The sequence below is a fragment of the Mycoplasma enhydrae genome, assembly GCF_025779955.1.
GTDB lineage: Bacteria > Bacillota_I > Bacilli_A > Mycoplasmatales > Metamycoplasmataceae > Metamycoplasma > Metamycoplasma enhydrae.
In genome coordinates, this window is the sequence record NZ_JAOXHI010000003.1 from 67,305 (window position 1) to 92,827 (window position 25,523).

The following is a 25,523-nucleotide window of genomic DNA, read 5'->3' on the forward strand; positions in this document are numbered from 1 at the left end:
ATGCTAAATTTTGAACTAATAAACTAAAAATTAAATTTAAGTATAATTTAATAATATGAAAAATTTAAGAAGATATTATCTATGTGGGCCTACTGTTTATAATTATCCCCATATTGGAAATTTAAGACCTACAGTTACATTTGATTTAATGATAAGAGCGCAAAGATTTTTAGGTCAAAATATTTATTATTTAACTAACATTACTGACATTGATGACAAAATAATTAAAAAAGCAGCTGCAGAAAATACAACTGAATATGAAATAGCACAAAAATATACTGAATATTATTTAGAATTATTTAAAATTTTCAATTTACAAAAGCCAGATAAAATTGTAAAAGTAACCGAATCACTTAATGATATTTATGAATATATTAATAAAATGTTGCAAAACAATTCAGCTTATCAAATAAATGGAAATGTATTTTTTGATTTATACAAATATAAAAGTGAATATGGTTCAATAAGCAATCAAAAAATAGATAACCTTATTAATAATGAAGAAGAACATTTAAACAAAAAAAACAGTGAAGATTTTGCACTATGAAAATCAACAACAGAAGGAATTAAATTTGACAGTCCTTTTGGTCTAGGTAGACCTGGATGACACACTGAATGTAGTTGTTTTATATCTAAATATTTTGGAAATGAAACTATAGATATTCATGGTGGAGGAATTGATTTAATTTTTCCACACCATGAAAATGAAAACATACAGCACTATGCCATATATGGAAAGCCTCTTGCTAAAAAATGAATGCATTTTGGAACACTCAATTATAAAAATCAAAAAATGTCAAAATCAATCGGAAACTTAATTTTTCCACATGATTTTTTAAAAAAGTATGATGCTGATACATATAAATTATTAATGTTAACTACTAATTATTCAAAACCTATTAATTTAACTGATGATTTATTAGTAGCTAATCAAAATATAATTGATAAATTTATTTTGTTAAAAAACAGTTTGGTATTGCAAAATTATCAAGTTACAAAAAATGAAAATTTAATCAAAGAAGTAATTAATTATGTTGCTGATTTGAATTTTTCAGAAGCTTATAAAAATATTATTAAATTATCGAAAAACAAAGATACAGTTGGAAGTTTTATTGAAATTATGAAAATTTTAGGTTTTTCTTTTGCTACTAAAAACCTAAGCCAAGAAGATATAGATTTATATGACAAATGAAACATTTTAGTAAAAAATAAAAACTATGAAGAAGCTGATTTGATTAGAAACACACTAAAAGAAAGAAAAATTATCTAATGAAAAATCTAATTTATGGAAAAAATTCAGTGATTGAGGCTATTAATAATAATTTTCCTATTAAAGAAGTTTATTTATTAAAAAGTAGTGATGCTAAATTAATTAAATTTAAAAATATTAAATTTTTAAGTCTTAATGAAATGAATAGAATGGTAAATGGCAATCACCAAGGCTTTATTGCTAAAATCAGTGATTTTCAATATTATGATATTGGAACTATCGTAAAAGATAAACCCGAAGTAGTTTTAATTCTTGATCATATTCAAGACCCACAGAACTTTGGGGCTATTATGAGGTCAGCTAATGTTTTTGGAATTAAACACATAATTATTCCAAAAGATCGCGCTGTAGATGTTAATTCAACCGTACTAAAGATTTCTTCAGGGGGATTTAAAAACATTAAAGTAATAAAAGTAGGAAGTCTATTAGACGCAATTGAGTATTTGAAAAAAAATGAATTTTGAATTTATGCTACTGCTTTAGATAATAAGGCTAAAGATTTAGCTAAGGCTAATTTTAATGCTCCTAGTGCCATAATTATGGGCAATGAAGCCACGGGTGTATCAAAGACATTGCTCAAAAAATCTGATGAAATTATTTTTATTAATCAAAAAAGCGAATCAGTTCAATCACTTAATGTATCAGTTGCCACTGGCATTGTACTTTATGAGCTAACAAAAAACAAACTATAAAAAACACATTCATTTTGCCTTTTGTGCGATGAATGTGTTTTTATTTATATATATAATTTTTGAAATTAATTTAAAGTAACTTTTGTACCGATTTTTTCAGCAATAATGTTTTCTAAATCCTTTAGGTCACCGATGAATGCAGCTTTTCCGCCTTCTTCAACGAATTTAATAGCTGCTTGCACTTTTGGTAACATACTTCCTGGTGCAAATTGATTTTCACCAATATATTTTTCAATTTCAGCTTTTGTAACATGTTTTAAGTTCTTTTGGTCTGGTTTGCCAAAATTTACTTTAACATAGTCAACAGCTGTTAAAACTATAAAATAATCAGCTTTAGCTAATGCAGCCATTTTTGCCAATGCAAAGTCTTTGTCAATAACTCCATCAACACCTTCGATAAAACCATTTTTATCTTCAACTGTTGGTATACCACCGCCACCACCTACGATAACTGTAGCACCTGCATTGATTGAGTTAATCATTTGGTTAATACCTACAAAGTTAATAGGTTTTGGTGAAGCAACAACTTTTCTAAAACCACGACCTGCATCTTCAACTATTACACTATTAGGGTTTGCAGCTTCGGCTTCAGCTTTCGAAGCAAAGAAAGGACCAATTGGTTTAGTTGGGTTTAAGAAAGCTGGATCTTTAGGGTCAACTAATGTTTGAGTTAAAAGATATAAAACTTCCTTATTTTTTAAACCTTCTTCTTTAAATGCATTAGTAATAGCATTAACCATGTGGTAACCAATGTATCCTTGTGACATAGCGCCAGCTTCTGGCAATGGTACTAAAGGTGATTTTGCATTTACTGAAGCAGCACTTACAAAACCATTAAAAATCATACCAACTTGAGGTCCGTTACCATGTCCAACAATAACTTCGTGACCAGCTTTTACTAATTCAGCTATTTTTTTAGCTGGAATTTTAACTAGTTCTTTTTGCTCTGCTGGATTATTTCCTAAGGCATTTCCGCCTAAAGCAATAACTATTCTACTCATAATTAGTATCCTATTGTAGCTAAAATAACTGCTTTAATTGTGTGCATACGGTTTCCAGCTTGTGAAATTGATTTGTTGTATTTTGATTGGAATACTTCATCTGTAACTTCCATAGCTCCGGTTGCAACAACTGGGTATTTTTTACCTAATTTTTCTTTAATTTCAGATGAGAATAAAGTTTTGTCATCGTGGAATGCAGGTAGACAGTGTAAGAAAATTACATTTTCTTTTGCAGCTTTAATCATAGCCATATCAACTTGGAAAGCACCTAATTCTTGAATACGTGATTCAAAAATTTCAAATGGTTCTCCTAGAGATACTCAAACGTCTGTGTAAATTGCATCTGCATTTTTAGCAGCTTCGATTTTGTTATCTGAAAATGATACTGAACCACCGTTACGTTCAAATAATTTTTGAACTGCTTTATAAACTTCTTTGTGGTCTGGTCCATTTTTAACAATTTCTCATTGAGCTTTTGGTCCACATAAAACAATGTGTACACCAAAGAATGCTGCACCAATCATTAATGAACGAGCAACGTTGTTTTTGATGTCACCAGCAAAAACAATTTTCTTTCCTCTTAGGTCTCCAACTTGTTCTTTAAATGTTAAATAGTCAGCTAACATTTGTGTTGGGTGTTCAGCATCTGTTAAGCCGTTTCAAACTGGTACACCTGAATATTTAGCTAAAGCATCAACGTCTGTTTGTTTAAAACCACGGAATTCAATACCGTCATACATTTGTCCTAGAACCATAGCTGTATCTTCAACTGATTCTTTTTTACCAAAGTTTGACCCTGTTGGTCCGATGTAAGTACAACTTGCACCTAAATCAGCAGCAGCAACTTCGAATGCACAACGTGTTCTTGTTGAGTCTTTTTGGAACATAATAACAATGTTTTTTCCTACTAGAGGACGACTGTTTGTATGTAACCCTTGCATTTTAGCTTTTTTAAGATCTCATGAAAGATCTAATAAATAATTAATTTCATCGGTTGTAAAATTTAGAGCTGTGTCTAAACTACGACCTTTTAAATTCATTGGCATGTATTTTCTCCTGTATCTTTAAAATGTTTATCTTGACACTTGCTATAAAACAAGTGGCTTAATTTTATTAATTTAGATAGACTTTTTATAAGTGTTTTCAAAATATTTAAAACACGTCTAAATTATAACAATTTTTTACGATTTAATTTTTATTATCTATAAGATAAAACACCTAATTTTAGATTACAATCATTTGATATTAAAAAATAGAAGGGCTTGAAATTTTTCCCCTCTATTTTTGATTTTTTTTCGAAAGTTCACTGTTAATTTTTTTCAATTCTTCTAAGATCATTTCTTCAGTTGTTGGTGCAGGTTCTGCTTCTGGTTCAATTGGTTGTTTTTTGGCTTTTTTGTATTGAATTAAGTTTCTTATAAAGAATACTAAAAATAAGCCAATAAATATAAATGTTGCCACAATTACAAATGATAATAATGCAGCCAAAAATTTACCTATTAATACAGGGCCTACTTTTCATTCTGCTAAATTGTCAACCTTAAATACATTAGCAATTGCTGCCATAATAACGTCATTAGCCAATGAATTAACAACTGCTCCAAATGCAGCTCCTAGTAATAAACCAATGGCTAACATAAACATGTTGCCACGAACAATTACTGCTTTAGCATCTTTAAAAGATTTCTTACAATAGTGCTTTTTTTCTTCTAGTTCTTTTTTTGTCATAATTTCACCAATATAATTAAAGCACTAAACTTGAATTGTCTTATCTCTTTTTTTAGCAATTATTAAAATGTTACCAATTCAAGAAACAACTCATAGTGGAATTGGCAAGATTGTTGAAACTAATAGTTGAATTTTTCCGCTAGCTTGTGAACTCCAGCTTGCGATTGATAAAATAACGATGTCAAATATATAAGTTAAATAAGCTAATATAATTCCGCTAATTGCTAAATAAAAATATTTTTTATTTGTTGCAAAAAGTGATTTTAGGTCTTGAAATAGAATGTCTAAATTTGTTTCATCATATGATTTATTATTCACCTTTATAAAGTTTAAAAAATTTGTAACAAAAAAATATATACCGACAGTGATTAAAATAATTGCTACAAATTTTAGTATTAAATTTACAATAGAAAAGCTTCTTTCGCTTGTCATAAATGCCTCCATATTTTTTTAGTGGATATTGATAATTATAATTATATATTTTGTTAAAATAATTAAGACTATATCTTTTTATATTTTTTATATATAATACACAAAAAACGGAGGAATGATATGAAACCAACGAAAATTTTTGGTTTAGGGGGAATGCAAGAAATTGGTAAAAGTACCTTAATTATTGAATATGATAAACATATTTTTATTATTGATACTGGAATTAAGTTTTGTGATACATTCGTAACAGGAATAAGTGGCTCAATTCCTGATTTTAGCTATTTAGCTGAAAATCAAGACAAAATTGAAGGTTTATTTATAACACATGGGCACGAAGACCACATTGGTGGTGTACCTTATTTAGTTCAACAAGTGGACATTAAAAGAATTTATGCACCAAGAATTGCAATTCAATATTTAAAGCTAAAATTTGCTGATATGAAAATTAAAACTAATGTTGAATTTATCGAAATTCATAAAGACTTAGTAGTTAATTTTGACGATTGTTCTGTTGATTGATGAACAGCTCAACATTCAATTCCTGATGCTTTTGGAGTTAGAGTTAAAACTCCTAATGGTAGTCTAATGATGACGGGTGATTTTAGATTTGATTACACTCCGATTGGTAATTTAACAGATTTTTCTAAACTTAAACAAATGGGCGATGAAGGGTTAGATGTACTTTTTTCAGATTCTACTAACTCAATGCGTCCTAATCACTCACCTTCTGAAAGTGATATTTTAAAGGACATTAAAAAATACATGCTTGAAGCTGAAAGAAAAATAATTGTTACTGCTTTTGCTTCAAACTTGACAAGAATTAAGGCAATTATTGAATTAGGAGCAACATTAGGCAAAAAAGTAATTCCTTTTGGAAGATCAATGGTTGATAATGTTGATATTGGTCGAAGACTAGGATATATAAATGCTCCAGATGAAGTTTTTATTGACAAAAAAAACATGTCTAAATATAATGAAAATGAACTATTAATCTTAACAACAGGTTCTCAAGGTGAAGAAATGGCTGGGCTAGCTAAAATGTCATTTGGTAAACATCCTAATGTAACTATCAAACCAAAAGACACAATAATTTTTTCATCCAGTCCTATTCCTGGCAACAGATCTAAGTGTGAATTATTAGTTAATAGATTATACAAATTAGGTGCAATAATCAGAGAAAACGGTGTAGATGGTTATTTACATACCTCTGGACACGCTTATAAAGATGAACACCTTAAGATATTTGAATTAACTAGACCTAAATATTTCATTCCTTATCATGGTGAATATCGTATGAGTGTAGTTCATGGATATACAGCAATAGAAAGCGGTTTGGAACCAAATAATGTTATAGTAGCGAATTTAGGTGATGTTTATTATTTACAAAATCACAAAATTTCTTTAGCTGAAGAAAAAGTATATTTCGGGCCCGTTTTTATTGATGGAAACATTTTATCTAAAACTAATTCTCAAATCATGAAAGAAAGAATGGAATTAGGCCAAAACGGTTTCATTAATGTAATTGTGGCTATAAATAAAGAAAAGAAAATAATTTTAGGCAAGCCAAGAATTATTTCAAGAGGTGCTTTTTTTGTAAAAAATTCATTGCACTTAGTAGAAGAAGCAAAACGTTTGGTTCATGGAGCAATTCTTTATACTATTAAAAATGAAAAAGAATGAACTATTCCGCAATTAAAACAATTAATTATTGACAGATTAGATCCTTTCTTTTATAAAAATAAAAGACGTAATATAGTTATTCTTCCAACTATTTTATTAACCAATGAAATTAATAAAGAATCTAAAAATAATTCGGAAACTAAAAAAGATGATAAAAAACTTAAAACTAGAACTAAATCAATTAAACAAACTAAAAGAACAAATGAGCTAAATAAAAAAACTCAAAGTAAAAAAAAACAAAATAGTATTAAAGTTCAAAAAGAAAATGAAAAATAAGACCCGTCGTTTTATGGCGGGTTTTAAATTATATTTTTTAGAAATTCCAATAGCATAATTTTTATTTTTAGAACTTCCGGTTCTTTAGATTCTATAATAAAAGATTTTAAATCTCTACTTAGTCAGTATAATGACCTTAATAGTTCAATGTTTTTTGAATCTTGTGAATGTTTTGAACACAAAAAACCACCCTTATAAAACTCAAAATCGATAATGTTATCAACATTATTGCATTCTACACATTTATGAAATATAGGTCTGAGTCCATTAATTTCAGCTATTTTTAATAAAAAATAAGAAATACAATGAATTGGACTAGATTCAATGTTGTCTAATATTTGTTTATATGCACTAATCAAAATTTCTAAGTTATTATTTGGAGTTTGTTTTTTTAAAAAATGACCAATAGTTTTAAAATTTTCTTGCAAGTGTTCTGAATATGGAAATGCTTTAATTAGAGTTGCTCTTTTAAGAGTGCTAAGTCCATTAGGATTTTTTGAACTAATTATTTCAAAGTTTATTAATGATAATAACTGAAGATTTAGCCGGTTTTTTGAAGTTCCTTTTTGAATTCCTTTTGCATATAAGCTAATAATGTTTTTGCTAAACAACACTTGAATAATTGCATCATTTTCAAGGTGTGGTTTGATGCTTAATAATATTCCTAAATCCTCATATTCTTTGTGTTCCATAATATTTATAATTATTACAAATTATTGAAAAAGAAAATAAAAAAAGCAACGACCTATCTTCCCTAATGGTATTTTCGGCACTGAAGGTCTTAACTGCTGAGTTCGGAATGGAATCAGGTGGGCCCCTTCGTTATGGTTGCTATGTTTAATATTATATATTAATTTTTTTTATTTGCAAAAAAAAGTTAAAAATTTTTTCGATTATATTTTGCAACAATTTTTTTAAGCTTTATTAATGAATGATTTAGGGAAGATCTTGATTTTACTATATTGTGTTCTTCTAAAATAGAAGCTAAATCGGTTAGGCTTAAATCCAAGTTTTTTTTCTTTATATTAAAAAATTTCATTTCATCAATTCCAAAATATGAAATTAAATTGTTTTGTTCTATAAATTCAAGGTTTTTTAAAAAAACAACATTAGCATTAGCAATTCTTTGTTGATTATAAACATCAAAATTTGTTATTCTATTAATATTATTTAAATAATCTCTTTCAATTTTATATTCTTCTAATTTGAAATAAGAATTAATAGCTTCGATAGCTTTTAAAAAATCGCATATATTCTCGATTTTTTTAATGTAAGTAATGTATTTTTTATCTCGCTTGATTAATTTAAAATTTAAATTATATTTGTTCAAAATTTTGACACATTCACTAGCTATAGAAAAATCATAATATTTAAGTTCCAAGTGATTAGAAAGACTTTTAAAATTTGAAACTGAACCACTAGATAAAAATATTCCTGAAAAATAATCCCTTTCCATTTTTAATTTCGAATTTAAAAAAGTGGCCTTAATTATGCAAAATTCATTTTTATGAGGTTGATAATATTTGACATTTAGTTCATCTAAAATCTTTCTAACAAAAGTATATAAATCTTTATTATTAATAATTAATTTAAATTCGCCTTGTTCAATTTTAGAAGTAGCAAAAATGCCACTAAGCAAATTCATTTTTTCTTGTCTTTTCAGTGGTCGATTCATTATTTCTTCTTTGATAGTTAAACTAAATGTTTTATTTTCCATATTTATTTAAATTATATTAATTTAAGTTAATAAATTAATAAAATTGAAGCTTTATATGTATAACAAAAAAATTCAAGTTTACTAGCACTTAGTTTAAAAGTGTTAAAACTTGAAATTCTAAATTATTTTAAGTCTTTTAATTGTGGGAATAGTAAAATGTCTCTTATTGAGTCATTTTCAGTTAATAGCATTATTAATCTATCAATTCCGATTCCACATCCACCTGTTGGAGGTAAACCATATTCTAAAGCATTAACAAAATCTCAATCAATTTCATTAGCTTCTTCGTTACCGTTTTCTCTTTCATCTAGTTGTGATTCAAATCTTTCAAGTTGGTCAATTGGATCTGAAAGTTCGGTAAACATATTAGCAAATTCTTTTGTTCCAATGAATAATTCAGCTCTTTGAGTAAATCTTTCATCATCTTTTTCCTTGAATGCTAATGGGCTAATTTCAATAGGATGACCATAAACGAAAGTAGGTTGAATTAAAGTATCTTCAATATATTTTTCAAATAGATCATTAATTACGTGACCTAATTTATAGTATTTTTCAGTTTTAATGTTGTGTTTTTTAGCTAGTTCAATTGCTTGTTTATCGTCTAATTTTCTAACATCAACTCCAATTTTTTCACTAATAGCATCAACCATGTTGATTTTAGCAAATGGGAATTTAAATTCAATGTCATGTCCGTTAAATTTAACTTTTTTAATACCTAATTTTTCAGTTAAGTGTTTAAAAACGCCTTCGGTACGTTCCATCATACCTCACATATCCGAATATGCTTCATAAAATTCAATTGAAGTAAATTCAGGGTTATGAGTACTATCTACACCCTCATTTCTAAAAATACGCCCAATTTCATAAACTCTTTCAAGTCCACCTACAATACATTTTTTTAATGGTAATTCAGTAGCAATTCTTAAATAAAAATTACTATTTAAAGCATTATAAAATGTTACAAAAGGTTTTGCAGCAGCTCCACCTAAAATCGGTTGTAAAACAGGAGTGTCAACTTCAAGGTAATCTAAATTATCAAAAAACTCTCTAACACCTTTAATAATTTTTGATCTTAAAATAAAAGTGTTTTTTGATTCTTCGTTAACTATGGTATCAACATAACGATGTCTTCTACGTTCTTCAGGATCTACTAAACCATGATATTTATCAGGTAAGGGTTTTAAAGCTTTAGTTAATAAAGTAATTTTTGAAGACTTAACCATCAAAGCATCAGTATTTGTTTTTGATACATAACCTTCAACACTAATAATATCGCCTAAGTCAAGTTGTTTTAAAACCTCTAATGAAATTTCATCTAGAGATTTTTTATCAACATAAACTTGCATACTTCCATAACGGTCTTGTAGCACTAAAAAAGGACCTCTTTGAGTCATTACACGACCATTAAATATAGCATTTTGCTTTTTTGCTTCTATTTGGTCTTTAGTTTTTGAGGCATATAAATTGTTAATTTCTTTAGAGCAAATAGTAGGCTTAATTGTTGCATTAAATGCTCTAATATTTTTATTAGCTAATTGTGAAATTTTTGATCTTCTAACTTGTTCTTGTTCTGAGTATTTTCTTTCCATAAAAATAAATTCTAAGTCTTTCTATTAATCGTAATAGGGAATAATATGAATGTGAGTTCTAAACACAGTTTGATCAGCACTTTCATTATTATTAACTGTTAATTTAAAGCCTGAGGCATTTAATTTTTCTGTTTGTTCAACAGCTAATTCTCTTGCTTTTTGGAACAATTTAGCTAGGGTTTCGTTATCAATATCATATAAATTTCGTGAATATTTTTTAGGTATTACTAAAAAATGCCCTTTTTCAACTGGATCTATATCTAAAATTGCAATCACATCTGCATCTTCATAAATAATTGTCGCTGGAATTTCTCTATCAATAATTCTCTGAAATGTGTCTTTTTCCATTAAATTCATCCTTCTGTTTTTAGAATATCTGAAATTGTTTTGTTTTGTGATTCTAATTTAAAGCCTAAGTTACCTGTAATGTATTTATTTACTTCTCTAAATAAAGTATCTCCTTGAGTTAAAACTATGTGGTTAGCTAAAATATCTTGTTGATCTGCATAATTTCATGGAGTTTCTTCAAGGCTAAAAATACTTTTTTCTTTTGTTTTGCCTTCATTATCCTTAATTGATTTTTTAAGATATGAAGGAGCTATTTTAACAACATAAGCTGCTTCTATTTTCTTGCCATCTTTACTAATCATAGTAACATGCGCAGGTAATTTATCTAGATTATATTTTTTACCTTCAGTTTGATCAATAAATTTATTAGTTTTATATTCTAAGTCAATGTTTAATGAAATTTCATGTCTCTTAGCTAGTTCTTTAATGTTTAAAGTAACTGGAACTCTTAGAACACCATCTTTTTCACCAGTAAATTTAATTGAACTATTAATTTCAAATTGCAATGTATATACAATCGAATTTACAACTACTGTTTTGGTAAATAATTTTTCATTTTTGGTATCTCTAACAAGACCTATAAATTCAACATCTTTAGCACTAAATGAAGTGTCTTTATTAACTTTATCTTGTTTTGCTTTTAATTGAGCACTTGCTAATAAGGCTGGTCATTTGTCCGCTGTTTTTAAAATTTCTCTAAATTTAAAGTGATCTTGGTCATAAACTTTTTGAGTTTTAGGATCTAAGAACCCAAAAATTGGAGATTTATGTCTTTGTATTGTATAAATACTTGTTGATAAATCACCTGATGATTCTTTATTGGTTATTATTCCATTATATGCTCTTAGATTTTTTAGATCATAATTTTCAGATGCACCAGTTTTAAGTATATATTCTGGGTGTTTTGCTGCTGGATTATAATCAAATTTTGGTTTTTCTGATGGATTATAACGAGCTAGATTGTTAAAATCTTCAAATGATTTAACATTAGTTTTACCTTCTCTTAAATCCATGTTTTGGTCATCACTGAAACTTCATTTTTGAATCAATGAATTTTCAACTAAATATTTAATTAAGTATAAGTTTGATGCTGAAAAGTCTAAAGCATTATAAATATCTTTTTTAGTTGAAGAAGTAGAATCTTTTTTCATTTCTTTTTCTAAGCTAACTTGATATTTATCTAAGCCTTTGTCATTTAATGAAAGTTTTTTATACTCTTCTCTTGATTTTAGTAGATATATTTTTGCAACTAGAAGTTTTTCTAATTGAAGTCTGATATTTTTTGCCAAAAACTTTGAATTATTCATTAAGAAAATAAATTCATCTTCACTTGGCAATTTTCCAATTTCAGGATTATATTGAGTTGTATCAATATTTAATTTAACAAAATCATTTTTTATATTTCAAAAGAATTGTGGGTTTGAATCTACTTCTTTATTAGCATAGAATTTAAAAATGTTATATATGTCTTTATGAAATTGTGAAGTTTTATTATTAATTAGCGCAAGAACAGGGTCTTTTTCAGGTGCTCTATTTGCTTCAGGTAAAAGCTTGATTTCTTCTTGATAAAAACTTCCTAAATATGTATTAACAATAGATAAAAGAATTTGATTTTTCGATGTAGCTTCTTTTAAAAATCCACTTTGAAAACCTGGTGTTTCTTTTTTGGTTGAATTATCGGTTTTGCCACAAGATGCAGAAATAGCAGCAATAGGTAATACTGTTGCAGAAGGAGCTAAAACTCATAATATTTTATTTATTTTTTTCATAATATTTTATTCCTTTTCTTACTAGTTACCTAGCACATATTTAACAATTAAATTAAATAAATAATCAGTAATATTAGCTTCTATGTTGTGTGGTGAAATAGTGTATTTGTTTTTAGTTTGGTCATATTTATAATCAAGTACTAAACCAAGGTTAATTTGGTTTTTAATATAATCATCAATTTGTTTATATTTGTTTGCTATTGATGTACTTTGATTACTAATTTCTATTGTTTTAATGTAATCCTGTGCTGCTTTAATATCATCATCATTAAACTTCTTAGCTTTATCAGAATCAATTGGTGTATATTCTTGTTCTTTAATGTAATTTTTGAATTTTTCTTGACTTAAAAGTTCATTTAGCTGAAATGAAGTGTTTAAAATGTCTGAAAAAATCTTAGTTAAATCAAATAATTCTGTTGTAAATGTTGGAGAATAGTTTGCTTTTGATTTAATTGTCAGGTCTTTAACAATAAGTTGTTTAATTTCTTCTTCTTTATCAAATTTATGTAAGTTTTGAATTAAAATTCCTTTTTCATTTAAGGTTACAAAATTTTCGCCCACTTTATAAATTGCATCAACTTTATTTTTTTCATTTCCAGAGGTAAACACTGTTTTGAAAGCATTACCAAACGCCTTAGCAAATTTTTTGTCATCTAAGTCATTAATTATTCTTTCAATTTCAGAATTGTGCTTGCCGTATTCTTTATCATATTCAGTACTTTTGTTTTCGGCTTTTGGCTCTTGTTCTAAAGCACCTTTTAATTTAGCTTTATAAGTTGATTCTAAATTAACAAAATCTTCAATAAGGAAAAATTCTTTTAGTAATTCAGTTTTTAGCTTTTTAAATAAATCATCTTTTTGTTTATATTTGAATACACCTTTATTAGCTTCGCCATCTCCTGATATCATTGATAACATATTTAAATATACAGAAGGTTCTGAAGTAGAAATTGTTTGTTTTAAATTAATAAATCCTTTTGAACCAAATTTATCAGCATTTGTTTTATCAGCAGATAAGGCTTTAATTAGTTTTTTATCATTTGTAGCTTGTTTTTCATCAGCACTAGTAATATTTCCAGATTTAATTAATGTACTAAATCCTTTGAATTCGCCTAAACCATCAATTCCTAATTTAATTTTAACTGTTGTATCTGATTCATCATAAGCTGCAAATTTTAAAAGATTAATAATTTCAGTTTTTGTAACTATTCAAGGTTTTTCTGAACCTTTTTGGTCTTGATGAGCACTTAGAGAAAATTCAGACAAAATACCTTGCCCCTTTGAAATTCAAGGAGCAATAAATCTATTAGCATTTTTATATTCTTTAACAAAAGATTTAGTTACAAACATAGGAATTTTAATTGAGGTTTTAGAATCCTTGTTAACTTCTTCAGAGTCATTAGCAGGTAAAACATAATTTTCATTTTCCTTAGCAAAAGGTAAAATAATGCTTTCACCTTTTTTTGCTATATTAACTCTTTTACCTTTGTATTCATAAAAAACATCTTTGTTTGCAATAATTCCATCTTTTAGATCTTTGTATGTTCAGTCATTATTTACTTCAGTTTCGAATCTTCTAAAAGCATGTTTTTTAATTTCTAAGTTTAGTTTATGTTCAATTGCTTCACTCTCGTTCTTAGATTTTCCTCATTCTTCACTATTAAGTCTTTCCTTGAATTTTTCTTCTCATTTTTTTTCTAAACCATATTGCTTTTGAAATTGCTTTTTAAGATCTTCAAGTTCTTTTTTGACTTTTTCTCTAATTTTTTCAACTGAATCTAGTGCAAAAACTTTTTCATCTAATCTTGCCTTGTTTGCATTATAAACAGCTTGATATCATAATGAAGCCTCATATTCTTGTTCATATAGATATTTAGCTGTAAATTTTTCCATTGAATCTGAAATATTTTTATTTTTGTTTGGTTCACTTGGTTTTTTATCAATTTCACCATATTTAGGAGTTACCTTGCCATTTGGTGTTTCGATATTTAAAATTGGACTATTTGAATCAAGTATTTCAGTTGGTGCTGGCAATGCTTTTGAAGCTCTAACTAAAGGAATTGCAATTCCTGCTGCAACTACTGCTGAAATAGCTGTAGTTCAAAAAGTTGCTCATAAAACTTTCTTTCTCTTAGTTTTTTGTTCAGTGGTAGGAGTTTTTTTAACTTTTTCTGCCATCATTAAACCTTTCTTGTAATTTGATTAATGTTAATTACATTCATATTTAATTTATTAAATATAGAATACTATATATTTTACCATTTTTTATACATTTTTAATTTAGTAATGTGAAACATATGTATTTGGTTTATTGCGATAAATAAATGCCTTAAAATAAAGCGAAAAACACTAAAATTTATGATAACAATAAACTAAATATATTCCGTCTTTTAGTTTTTTAGTTTTTAAAAAAATAATTAATTATAATTTTCATATGACTAATATTTTTGAAAATAAAATCAGGATTTTAAAAGAATTTATTGATATATGTAATCAGAATGATATTTGATATAGTTTGGATGAAAATAGCTTATTAGCACTAAAAAATGATCTTTCTTATTGAAATGAAACTGATCATTATGATGTGATGATGACATTTGAATCATATGAAAAATTAAGAAGATTATTTCCTGATAAAATTATTGATTCTGTTAAGCATTCTGATTATTTTTCATTGCAAAATAAATTTGTGCAAGATATAAAAGAAATATATAATGAATGTCCTTTCATTAATATAAATTTGATTATTCCTACAACTACTAAAAAAGCTAAAAAATTTGTTAAATGTCCATTAAAAATTAAAAGTTATATTAATCATTATGCTTCGATGACTAACACTAAAGTTGCTAGTATTAAATCTAAAATAAGATTAGCTAAAACTTTAAAAGGACTAACTAAATCATTTAATTATAAAGATGTTGTAGATTTATTATATGACCAAGAACAAGAAGGTTTTTTAGTTACTTCAGCATTAATTAATAGACATTCATTAAGAAAATGAATTACAAATATTAGTTACAAATTAATAACTATAAATAAGGGTGATTTAGAAATAAAAATTATAAGTGAATACGCTAATTATTTAAGAAATATTTATGGTAAAAATTGAGCTTCAATTGATAATTTAGCCACCAATTATTTACATTGCAACATAATAGATGTAGATAAATATGACACAATTCAAGAACAAAATGAGATATAGAAAACCGAGCAATATGCTCGGTTAATTTTTATTGTTTTTTTATCTATCGTGTTTGTATTTTTTATTATTAATCATACTTCCGACTAGATATAGAACGCTTGAAGAAATGATAAATAGTAATAATAGTATTGAAAGAGATAATCATAAATAGTTACTAGAATTTGCTGATTTAACTAACAGATATAGTTCAAAAACTGAAACAGGTAATAATGCTGATAAAGCGCAATGTGCCACTCGTTTATGAACTTTTTTAACATTTTTTACAAACAATAAAACTGCGATGATTAAAACGTATATTGAAGCTAAAAAGCCTAATACCATAAAAAATATGTTAATAAATAGTTCCATTTTATTCTCCTTTAAGTTCTATTTCTTTTGCGGCTAATCATTTTCTCTCTTGTTCTATTATATTCTTTATTTGTCCTAATTCTAAATAAATTACTTTATCTGCTAATTGTGCTACATCTGGATCATGGGAAACAATGATTATTGTTGTGCCATAATCACGGTTAATTTCTTGAAGAATTTTTAGCACAATTAAGCCTGTTTTTTCATCAAGCGCTCCTGTAGGTTCATCAGCAACTAAAATATCTGAGTTTTTGGCTAAAGCCCTTAAAATTGAAACTCTTTGTTGTTGCCCACCAGACATTTGTGATGGATACTTGTACATACATTCTTCTAAATCAAAATCTTTAAATAATTTTTTAATATTCAAATGTTTTGATTCGTCATCTTGTAAGTATGAGCCGGTTTCAACGTTATCATAACTATTTAAATTTTGTAATAAGTTATAGTTTTGAAAAATGAATGAAATGTTTTTTCTTCTAAATGATGTTTGCTTTGAATCACTTAAATAAGGTAAATTTACATCGTTAACAATTACAGTTCCAGAAGTTGGTCTATCTAAAGCACTAATAATGTTTAGTAATGTAGATTTTCCTGAACCGGATTTACCATGTAAAACTACCATTTCGCCTTTTTTAATTTTGAACGTGGCACCTTTTAGAACATCAGTTGCTACATTACCTGATAAATAAGTTTTTTTAACATCTTCAACTTCAACAATGTAACCTTCAGTATTTTTTTGTTTTTCTTGACCATCTTTTTTTCTTGGCTTATTATTAGCTAGTTTATATTTTTTTAAAGTACCAGGATCTAGAACCTTAACAGAAATATCTTCATCTTGAATAACAAATGGCTGATCATGTTTTTTTAATTCAATAGGGTTTAAAACATGAATTTCACTAGTTTTAGATAATTTCTTTTTATTTTTAGTTGTTTTTTTATCTTCTGATTGTTTTTTTGCCATTATTTTCCTTTCAGAGCGTCAACCGCTTTAATTTTATTTAAGCTCTTTCATGTAGCTATAGATGTCAATATAAATACTGTTAAACAAATAGTAATTGAAAGTATTATAGTTGAATATTGTAAGGTTATAGGTAATACTATTTGTGAAGTTGCCATAGTAAATGCATTAAATGCTGTAATTAATAAAAATGTTACAGGAATCATCAATAAACAAGCAAATATTATTGCTGGAACAAAGTTAGCAAAGAATAACATTACTCTTTCACGACTTGAATAACCCAAAATTGAAAATGTAGCAATTGATCTTTGATTTGAAGCAATCATAATATTAGTAATAACAATTAAAATGATAATTGAAATTAACATTGACATAATAATGAACGCAACTAATATTGTGTTTACTGTTCCTGATATTTCGCCAATAAATCCAGCTTCAATATCCTTGCTATTAACATCAAAAGAAGCTCCAAACATTAGATTTTTGCCATAAATTGTTCCTGGTTGTATACCATAAAAATCAGATACAATTTTACGAGCTATTTGTTTAAATTCTTCATTAGAATTTTCTTCTTTAACTATTTTTTGGAATTGAACTTCATTAATTCCTAACAATTTAAATAATGATTGTTTGTAATCAAGTTTGGCATCAGGGTGTGCTTCATTATATGAATTAATATTATTTTCATAAACTGATTTGTAATTTAGTGCTTGATCACTAATAAATATTTTTTTGAAAAATGTTCATAATGCTTGATCACTTGCCCCTTCTACTTCAAATGTTGCAGCAGCACCTCAAAAACCACTTGAAGAATATGTAGTTAAAGTATCTATAGTTTGAACTGGAGTAATATCATTTGAAAGAATACCATTGAAAGCATCATATTTTCTATCAAATGCTGCTTTAATTTCTTTTTCTTTGGCAGGATTTGCAATTAAAGCATTTTTAAGTTCATTTTGTCTAGAATCTTTTAGACGTTTTGAAAGAGTGTCATATCCTAATAGCTTGTCTAAAATGTCTTTTCTGGTAATAAATTCACTATTAATATATGTTTCAGAAACACCAATAACTTCAAATTCATATTTGGTTTTTGGAGCTTTTAAATTGAAAGCACGATAAGCAAATCTATCCACATGGTTTAATAAATCTAGTTCAATAACTGAACCAATTTTTAGTTTATGTTTCCTTTGTGCTACTTCATTGATAATTAAAGGAATATTTTTTGAATCATCATATTTATATTCAACTAATTTTTGATGTAAATTGTTTTGTGTTTTATCATGAATTGATATAAATTTAGAGTCATTGTAATATCCATAAACTCGATTTTCTTTACCATCTAATAATGTTTTAGCATAAGTGTATTTTTCATTTGTTGTGTCATTTCAATAAATGCCACCAAATGAAACAAAGAAATCAATTGATTGAATATTGCGATAAGCGTTAACTAAGAAATCACGATATTGTTGTCTAAATCTAGCTGTAGACACATTTTTTTCTTTTTGATATATTTCATTAACTGGATCTCATTCAACATATTTAAATTGCTCATCCAGACGCGAGACTTCACCAGTGTAATATGCGCCAGACTGAGTTAAATAGAAGAAACTTGTTCGATTAGTTAAATCTTCTGGTTTGCCTTCTTTAAGATCTTTTTGAAATTTTTGAAGATCTCTTACGGCAATTACATTTTCTATAAAAGTACCTTCTGTATTTAAATAATCTTCATTTTTGCCAATTTTTGTTATATCAATTAGATATTGAGTATTTTGAACTTCTTTTGCAACTCGTTTGAATATTTGAGCTATTCTAGCCCTTTGAGTTTCAGGAATATTAGCATAAGTTACATCTCAAGGAGTTAGTTCAACTGAAATGTCCATTAGAATGTCTAATGAAGATTTGGTTAGAACTACAGGACTATATGGTTTTTGAATAACATCTGTATTAAATGAACCTCCAGGACGCAAGAAATTAGGATTTTCATAATCTAATTGACTGCCCGCGCTTGAAGAACCGCCTGCTATATCATTAGGAACATACAATAATGAATTAATATCATTCTTATTATATGTTACATAAGGTCCACCTTCAGTGGTAGGACTTTCTAAGTCTAGTTTATATTTATATAATCTATCTTTATATGTTTTGGTTATAACCTTATTGAAAACGTTATTTGAAGATAAGAAAAACATAGATATTAAAGAAGTTGTTGAAAATGCTAAGAATAAAGAAAGCATTTTTCAGAAGTTATTTAGTGTCATTGAAGCTATATATCTTGCTTTAATAGGTAATTTTCTAAACAATGATGAAACACGTTGCGAGAAGTTACCAACACTTACTTCAGTTAAACCACTCATTAATTCAGTTGGTTTTTTTCTAACAGATAAAGCTGTTATAAGGAATATTATCGAGCTCACAAATAGCAGTGGGACAAATATCGTTAAAATCATAGCTAATGGGTGGAATGGAATAATATTATTTTCCAAGGTTCAGTATGATGATAATATTCCCATTGCAGGTCTTTGTAAAGAATATCCTAAAATATAGCCAATTATTCCACCGATGGCAGCTGGAATTCAGCCGAATGCACAAAAGGCAAATGCTATTTTAGTTGATTTATAACCTTGAGCTCTTAGAATACCAACAACTTTGTTTCTTGCCTGTATATAACGTTTAATAACAAAGTAAACAACAAAAGCTACTAAAACTGTTAGAACTAAAATTAGATATATTGTTACGTTTTGAATTGTTTTAACTATTGATCTTATTGTAACAATTCTAATTTGCCTTTCAGGGTTAATGCTATCTAATTCATCTCTTAAATAAACTTTTTTTAATGAATTTGGATTGATTTTTTCAACTTCTCTAGCAAAAAGTTTTTGTAATTCTTGAGGGCTCTTGCCTTCTATGAAACGGTTTTTAGCATCTAAAGGCGCTTTAACTAAAGCATAAGTTTTTAGCGCAAATGTTAGATAAGCAGAATGAATTCTATCAAAACCTTTTGAATTCACATAAATAATTGCTTGTGTGTTTGTGTCAACTTGAATATTTCCTTCATTAACAACAGGATATAAATAATCAGAAGTCGAATCAATTCCAATAATTAAGTATTCTTGGTTATTAACTGTAACCTTGTATTGATCATCAAGGTTAGAAATAAATAATTGCATTGTATAAGGATTACCTAAATATTTGCTTATATCCCCTGTATATGCTCGCTTATTATTCTTTGAAGCATAACCGTAATTAACTTTAGCTAAATATGAACCAGAATCAGAAAATGAAATAAGGTTAGAAATTTCAATTGGTTCAATAATACTTGTTAAAGCTTTTTTAAGTGAATTGGTTATATCAATATTAAATATATTCAATGACTTGCCATCTGAGTCTCTTAAAATTTTGTTGAAAAGATTATTAAATCTTGATAAATCTAGTTCAACAGCACTATCATTTCTACTTTCAATTAATTTAAGTGAATTTTCATAATTGTGAGTTAAAGATTCAATTTGGCTATGAATGTCATTTATGTTAGCAAATTTTAGATTATTTAACATTTTTTTAATGATATGAGCAATATTGCCTTCATTTGGATTAGGACTCAAGGTGTAGTATAAAAGAAATTGTGGAAAGCTTAGTAATGTTAAAGGATTTAGCAAGTTCTTAGGAACATTTAGTAATGATAATCCATTTGATAAATTTGAATTTTCGATAGCCATTTTATAAGCCAAATCAAAATCATAATCATCATTAATTAAAGCTTCAATTTTATTTGATTCATTTGTTTTTAAAAACGAATCTAAAAACATTTCTAATGCTTTATTATAGAAAGTTGGCATTTGTGTAGCATTAGCCACATAACCTAAGTTATAGGTTAGTTCATTTGAATTTCTAATTAATAAGTTTTTAATTTTAGAAATAATGTCAGCAGAAATACCACTAGTTTCAAGATTTGCACTAAATTGATTAATAGCACTTGAGTTTTCTAGCAATTTAGTTATTTCTTGATTGGCTAGAGTTGTATGTGCATGTGAGTAAGCCATTTTTAATAATGTGGCTTTGTAATCGCTATCACTTCCTAAAACACCCATACTTGGTATTGGATTAATTACTTTATCATAATTAGTTAATACCTTAGCAAATTCTGGGTTTTTAGCCAATTTATAAATTTCTTTTAAAATTAGTTTTATTTGGTCAAATGAAAGTATTTTTTCAAATTCTTTTTTAATTAACCTGTTGCCAGTTTTTGGATCAACAATGATTTTTTCCTTTGCATCACCTATTCTATTTAAGAAGTATGCTAATTTAATTCATAGATTATATAAAACAAAATGGTTATTAATAATGTCATATTGCCCATTAGTCATAAATAATGAAGTAAAATTTTGAGCTAATAAAGTATGAATTGTTTTATAAATCTTAATATTAGCAGCATGATCTTGACTTGATTCATCTATTAAGGCTGATAAATAAGCTAAATCTCCATAAGAATTAGGATTTAGATCTTTGGTACTATCAACATTAAAATCATATTTATTGTCTGATTTTTTAAATGATTTTAGTTGAAGTTTTTGGATATATTGATGATATTTAATTAATTTATTTTTTAATAAAGCTAAATCATTAAGCTCAATTTCATTAATTAGTGCTTGATTTTTAATGAAATCATACTCTGAAGAAGTTAATTGAATTTGTTGGTTTTGTTTGATGGCATTATCTACTTTAATAATAAGTTTTTCAACGTCTAACAAATCAAAACGATTAATTGGTTTATTAAATGGATCAGGTTTTGAATTATTATTAATTTGAGGGAACGCTAATTTAGGTAAAATACCTAAATCTAATAAACTAATTTTTCCAGGATCGGCTGAAGGAATAGAAATATTTAGTTCACTTATAATATTTGAAGTTTTGTCTGATAGATTTAGCAACTTAATTAAAGCATTTTGAATTTGATTAATTTTTCCTGATGAAACTTCATTATCTATTGAAGAACTAATTGAAGCCATGAAAGAAGCTAAATAATCAGTGCTTGTTAAAACTTCAGTGTTGTAATTGTTGTAAATTTTGTTATTTGCAGTAATAGAACTTTTAACTTGTTTTATTAGTTTATTTAATGAATCACTAAATTTAGTGATATTTACATTTGAAATAATTTCAAATAAACCTTCTTGCACATTTGAATATAAGCCATCTTTATTGGCATCTAGTGCTTCAAAAAAGTTTTTGGCTTGGTTTTTGGTTTGTTCGTCTAAAGGTCTTGAAGCTGCTTCATATGCTCTAATTCATTTTTGATAATAACTTGAATTTGAATCTGGACTTAAAATTTTAGAAAAATCAACTTGTTTAATTAATTTATTAAGTGTGCTTTTAAATTTGTGCTCATCAAGCGATTGTAATAAAGAAATAATAATTCTATCATTTGATAAATTTCAATACTCAGCATCCACAGCAGTAAACGGTTTATATGGATGTTTTTGATATCAATCTTGAATAATGGCACTAAATTTAATGAAATCAACAGATTCTACAAATTCAGCTAGAATGTCAAATATTTTAGCCTTGTCCTTTATTAAAACAAGCAATTCAGATAAACTTAATTTTAGTTGAGGAATAATATAAACTTTTGAAAAACCTAAAAGTCCACTTAGTTTATTAATTTCAGCTACTAAACGAGCATCTCTTTCGGCTATTGTAGAACCAAACGATTCATACTGCTTTTTGAAGTATCTTAAAATATTGCTAATAAGGTTTTGAATAAACACATTAGCATTCATATTTAAATATTCAAGGTTTTTATTTTTTCCTTGTTCGATTGGTTCAGATAGATATTTAAATATATCTAAAATTGTTTTAGTTAAAATTGATGAATTAATTTTTGTAGCGGCTAAAAATTTTTGTAATTCATTAGCTTCAATTGAATCTGAAATAGCTTTGAAAAAGCGATAAATATCTTGTTTATTAAACAGTTTAGCAAAATCTGTATCCAAAATAATTGATCTTGCTTTATCAATCAATTTTCTAATTGTATTTTGTTGAATAATTTCTTGGATTAATTCATTAGAAACTGCACCAAAGCTAACAGGTAAGGTAATTTGGTTTTTAAATTTAGGGTTTATTTGTGCTCAACCATTAGGACCAATGTCGCCTCTAATGGTATAGTTTTGAATTACTAAATAGTTATAAACTTCATCTAGAGTTAAATAATCTTTATTATTAATTAAAACTTTGTTTCAAACACTTTGTGAACTAAAACCTTTAATAGGACTTTTTTGTAAGAATACATATTGTCCTCGTCTAGGCATAGCCAATGCTCCCACTACTGTTGCACCTTTTGATTTTAGCTCAGGAGTAGCTGTTGTTAAAATTAATAATTTACCATTAGTTAAATAAGGAATTCGTGTATTAATTAAAAAATCATAATAATCTTCAAATCGGATATCAGCATTGAAATAATTAATGATAGGTGTTAATTTTTGATATAGCACTGTATCAATTATTTCTCTTGTATATACTGAAGGGATCTTATTTATTTTATTAGATTTAGGATCTGGCTTTAAAACTATTTTCTCGGCAGCTTCATTAGAAATACTACTATGCAATATACCAGGATTTAATGTTTCATTATACAACTTTCCAATGTTGCTTTCTACGCCGAATATTTTACGGTTTTTATCACCTGTATCAACAAAATGAAAAACATTTTTCTTTCCAGTTTTTTCATCAACAGTTTCAACGGTTATAGTTTTTCTAATTCCTAGATTTTCTTTACCTACATTTTTTTCTACATCATCTAAAATTGATTTTCTTGCAAAATTAATGGCACCATTTCGAATTATTTCTTGAAAATTAGCTAGTTTTTCAACATTTGATACGTCTAAAAATTGTTCATTTGTTAATTCATCTGGACCGAATATTTTGAACTCAACTTGTTTTATATTATGTAAATTAACTTTTTCTTGATTTGTCTTTGCTTCAGGTATATGACTATTACTTTGACCACCTGTTCAAGGTGTTTTAAATATATCATTAACATCTTCTTTTTCTAGTCTTTTAGTGATATTAGAGGTTTGGCTAAATTGAGTGCCATCACCAATAGTATAAATTGTAGTTATAGTTTTATCTCAATATAAAAAATATAAATTGTTTTTATATCCTTCTGGGTTTGTTTTTTTGAAATTATCAATATACTTAAAATAAGAACCTTTTCAGTTCGATTTTTCTTCATCGCTTAATTCATTTCAGTTCATTACATAACGGTATCAGTTATAAGTAATTAGTGTTTCTGTCTTACGAATTCAATTATGTGGAATTTTATATGTTTTATTAGCTTCTAGATCGATATATAATGGTGTATTTGTTTCTAAAGAATTTTTAGCTAAGTAACTATTTAATTTAAAAGTTCCTTCTAATAAATCGTCTTTTGATATATTTTTTGTAGTTGTTTTAAAACCTGTTTTCAGCTTCAGTTCGCCTGTATCATGTTTTGTCTTATCAAAATATCATTTATTATCGTTGGTATCTTTTTTAAAACCTAATAGGTCTAAAACATCTTCGGATTTAATAATTGCTAAAGTGTTTTGTGATTTTCATTGGTCATAATCAGAAGTTAAAAATGATGCTTCTTTAGTTAAAGTATTAATAAATAACGGTGATGATTCTACAATTGAATCATTTTTTTGTTGTTGACCATATGGACCTTTTGGTGCATATGAAATGCTTAAAATATCACCTAATTTAATTGGTGATTTGAAAGTAATTGTTTCATTAGCAATAATGCTTTGTTTTTGAGTAATAGGGATATATTTTTTATCTTGTTTTTTGTATACTTTAAATTTTCGATTAGAACCTGAAAATTTAAATTCTCTTATTTTAGTAGGGTCTGGATTTGGTTTGTTAATTTCAAATTCAACACTAGTAACATTAGATTTTAGTTGTTCATAGTACAAACTCATTAAATCCACTGTTGAAATATAATAATTTTCATCAGCATTTCAATTATCAATATTGCCTTTTATTTTTAAGTATTCTTGTTGGTGCGCTGGCAAATTAATTGAATATGAAATCATAGAGCCGTTTTTAGCACTTTCAAACATTATTGGTTTATTAATATTGGTTTTATTATCAGCTCCAATTTGGTTGTAACCATTTCGCGGAATAATACCGGAAGGATTAATGTCTAAGTCTACAGTTAAATCATGCAATTTTGACACCTTGTCATATGCATTGATTGTTTTAGAGTATGATGTTTTAACATCATTTAATAAAGTAAATAAAAAAGTTGTTAAAAATATTAATATTGTTAAACATATTAAAGTTACTTTATTTTTAGCAAGTGATTTAAAAACTTCTTTAAATAGTCTTCTCATACGTTTCCTCCAAATATTATTAAGGAATTATGGCAGCCTTAATAATTTAAGGTAAATTATATAATTTTTTATTTATATTATTAAATTATTATTTAATAAGGATAAAAGTGTTTAATTAATATAAACCCTAAAAAAGTAAAAAATCTT

17 protein-coding genes and 1 rRNA gene are annotated in these 25,523 nt (G+C 26.8%); 4 read left to right on the forward strand and 14 right to left on the reverse strand.

Translation table 4 applies throughout. The annotated features are described in order from the left end of the window. Window positions 1-55: 55 nt before the first annotated feature. Together cysS and rlmB are read left to right on the forward strand one after the other, a co-directional pair. Complete coding sequence (cysS, locus tag OF364_RS01465; protein WP_263774006.1) at window positions 56-1,270, forward strand: cysteine--tRNA ligase; 1,215 nt, start codon at window positions 56-58, stop codon at window positions 1,268-1,270. Continuing rightward, a complete protein-coding gene (gene rlmB, locus OF364_RS01470; RefSeq protein ID WP_263774007.1) occupies window positions 1,270-1,962 on the forward strand; it encodes a 23S rRNA (guanosine(2251)-2'-O)-methyltransferase RlmB in 693 nt (230 codons plus the stop codon). The genes cysS and rlmB overlap by 1 nt, the downstream gene beginning before the upstream one ends. A 65-nt stretch (window positions 1,963-2,027) precedes the next feature. Here the strand turns inward: rlmB and arcC are convergent, their stop codons facing one another. From arcC to OF364_RS01490, 4 genes are all read right to left on the reverse strand, one after another. Then, the gene (gene arcC, locus OF364_RS01475; protein WP_263752398.1) at window positions 2,028-2,963 is read right to left on the reverse strand and encodes a carbamate kinase; all 936 of its coding nucleotides are present in this window, start codon (window positions 2,961-2,963) and stop codon (window positions 2,028-2,030) included. Window positions 2,964-2,965: 2 nt separating this feature from the next. Continuing rightward, on the reverse strand, window positions 2,966-4,003 hold the full coding sequence (gene argF, locus OF364_RS01480) for an ornithine carbamoyltransferase (protein WP_449867082.1): 1,038 nt from the start codon (window positions 4,001-4,003) through the stop codon (window positions 2,966-2,968). 238 nt (window positions 4,004-4,241) lie between these two features. Next, window positions 4,242-4,691, reverse strand: a complete 450-nt coding sequence (locus OF364_RS01485; RefSeq protein ID WP_205851088.1) for a large conductance mechanosensitive channel protein MscL — start codon at window positions 4,689-4,691, stop codon at window positions 4,242-4,244. 24 nt (window positions 4,692-4,715) lie between these two features. Further along, complete coding sequence (locus OF364_RS01490; RefSeq protein WP_205851089.1) at window positions 4,716-5,123, reverse strand: hypothetical protein; 408 nt, start codon at window positions 5,121-5,123, stop codon at window positions 4,716-4,718. A 120-nt stretch (window positions 5,124-5,243) separates the two neighbouring features. Between OF364_RS01490 and OF364_RS01495 the strand changes: the two genes are divergently transcribed. Then, the gene (locus OF364_RS01495; protein ID WP_263774008.1) at window positions 5,244-7,079 is read left to right on the forward strand and encodes a ribonuclease J; all 1,836 of its coding nucleotides are present in this window, start codon (window positions 5,244-5,246) and stop codon (window positions 7,077-7,079) included. A gap of 23 nt (window positions 7,080-7,102) precedes the next feature. Here OF364_RS01495 and recO read toward each other — a convergent pair whose 3' ends face one another. The 7 genes from recO to OF364_RS01530 all read right to left on the reverse strand — a co-directional run bounded on the left by recO (window position 7,103) and on the right by OF364_RS01530 (window position 14,683). Continuing rightward, a complete protein-coding gene (gene recO / locus OF364_RS01500) occupies window positions 7,103-7,771 on the reverse strand; it encodes a DNA repair protein RecO (RefSeq protein ID WP_263774009.1) in 669 nt (222 codons plus the stop codon). 40 nt (window positions 7,772-7,811) lie between these two features. Next, a 5S ribosomal RNA gene (rrf, locus tag OF364_RS01505) occupies window positions 7,812-7,915 on the reverse strand. Between the two features lie 41 nt (window positions 7,916-7,956). After that, on the reverse strand, window positions 7,957-8,796 hold the full coding sequence (whiA, locus tag OF364_RS01510) for a DNA-binding protein WhiA (protein WP_205851092.1): 840 nt from the start codon (window positions 8,794-8,796) through the stop codon (window positions 7,957-7,959). A 122-nt stretch (window positions 8,797-8,918) separates the two neighbouring features. Continuing rightward, window positions 8,919-10,385, reverse strand: a complete 1,467-nt coding sequence (gene lysS / locus OF364_RS01515; protein WP_263774010.1) for a lysine--tRNA ligase — start codon at window positions 10,383-10,385, stop codon at window positions 8,919-8,921. A 24-nt stretch (window positions 10,386-10,409) separates the two neighbouring features. Next, window positions 10,410-10,733, reverse strand: a complete 324-nt coding sequence (gene hinT, locus OF364_RS01520; protein ID WP_373422506.1) for a histidine triad protein HinT — start codon at window positions 10,731-10,733, stop codon at window positions 10,410-10,412. Continuing rightward, complete coding sequence (locus OF364_RS01525; protein WP_263752818.1) at window positions 10,733-12,502, reverse strand: HinT-interacting membrane complex lipoprotein P60; 1,770 nt, start codon at window positions 12,500-12,502, stop codon at window positions 10,733-10,735. Before OF364_RS01525 ends, hinT begins: the two co-directional genes overlap by 1 nt. Before the next feature lie 21 nt (window positions 12,503-12,523). Further along, window positions 12,524-14,683, reverse strand: a complete 2,160-nt coding sequence (locus OF364_RS01530; protein WP_263774011.1) for a HinT-interacting membrane complex protein P80 — start codon at window positions 14,681-14,683, stop codon at window positions 12,524-12,526. Window positions 14,684-14,936: 253 nt separating this feature from the next. Here OF364_RS01530 and OF364_RS01535 point away from each other — a divergent pair, with 253 nt between their 5' ends. Next, window positions 14,937-15,704 carry a hypothetical protein gene (locus OF364_RS01535; protein WP_205851096.1) on the forward strand — a complete coding sequence of 256 codons (768 nt, stop codon included), beginning with the start codon at window positions 14,937-14,939 and terminating at the stop codon, window positions 15,702-15,704. Between the two features lie 39 nt (window positions 15,705-15,743). On the opposite strand, the gene OF364_RS01540 is transcribed toward OF364_RS01535, so the two are convergent. The 3 genes from OF364_RS01540 to OF364_RS01550 are packed head-to-tail and all read right to left on the reverse strand — an operon-like array spanning window position 15,744 to window position 25,376. Further along, window positions 15,744-16,052, reverse strand: a complete 309-nt coding sequence (locus OF364_RS01540) for a hypothetical protein (RefSeq protein ID WP_263774012.1) — start codon at window positions 16,050-16,052, stop codon at window positions 15,744-15,746. A gap of 1 nt (window position 16,053) precedes the next feature. After that, a complete protein-coding gene (locus OF364_RS01545) occupies window positions 16,054-17,013 on the reverse strand; it encodes an ABC transporter ATP-binding protein (RefSeq protein WP_263774013.1) in 960 nt (319 codons plus the stop codon). Beyond that, window positions 17,013-25,376 carry an ABC transporter permease gene (locus OF364_RS01550; protein WP_263774014.1) on the reverse strand — a complete coding sequence of 2,788 codons (8,364 nt, stop codon included), beginning with the start codon at window positions 25,374-25,376 and terminating at the stop codon, window positions 17,013-17,015. Before OF364_RS01550 ends, OF364_RS01545 begins: the two co-directional genes overlap by 1 nt. Window positions 25,377-25,523: the final 147 nt, after the last annotated feature.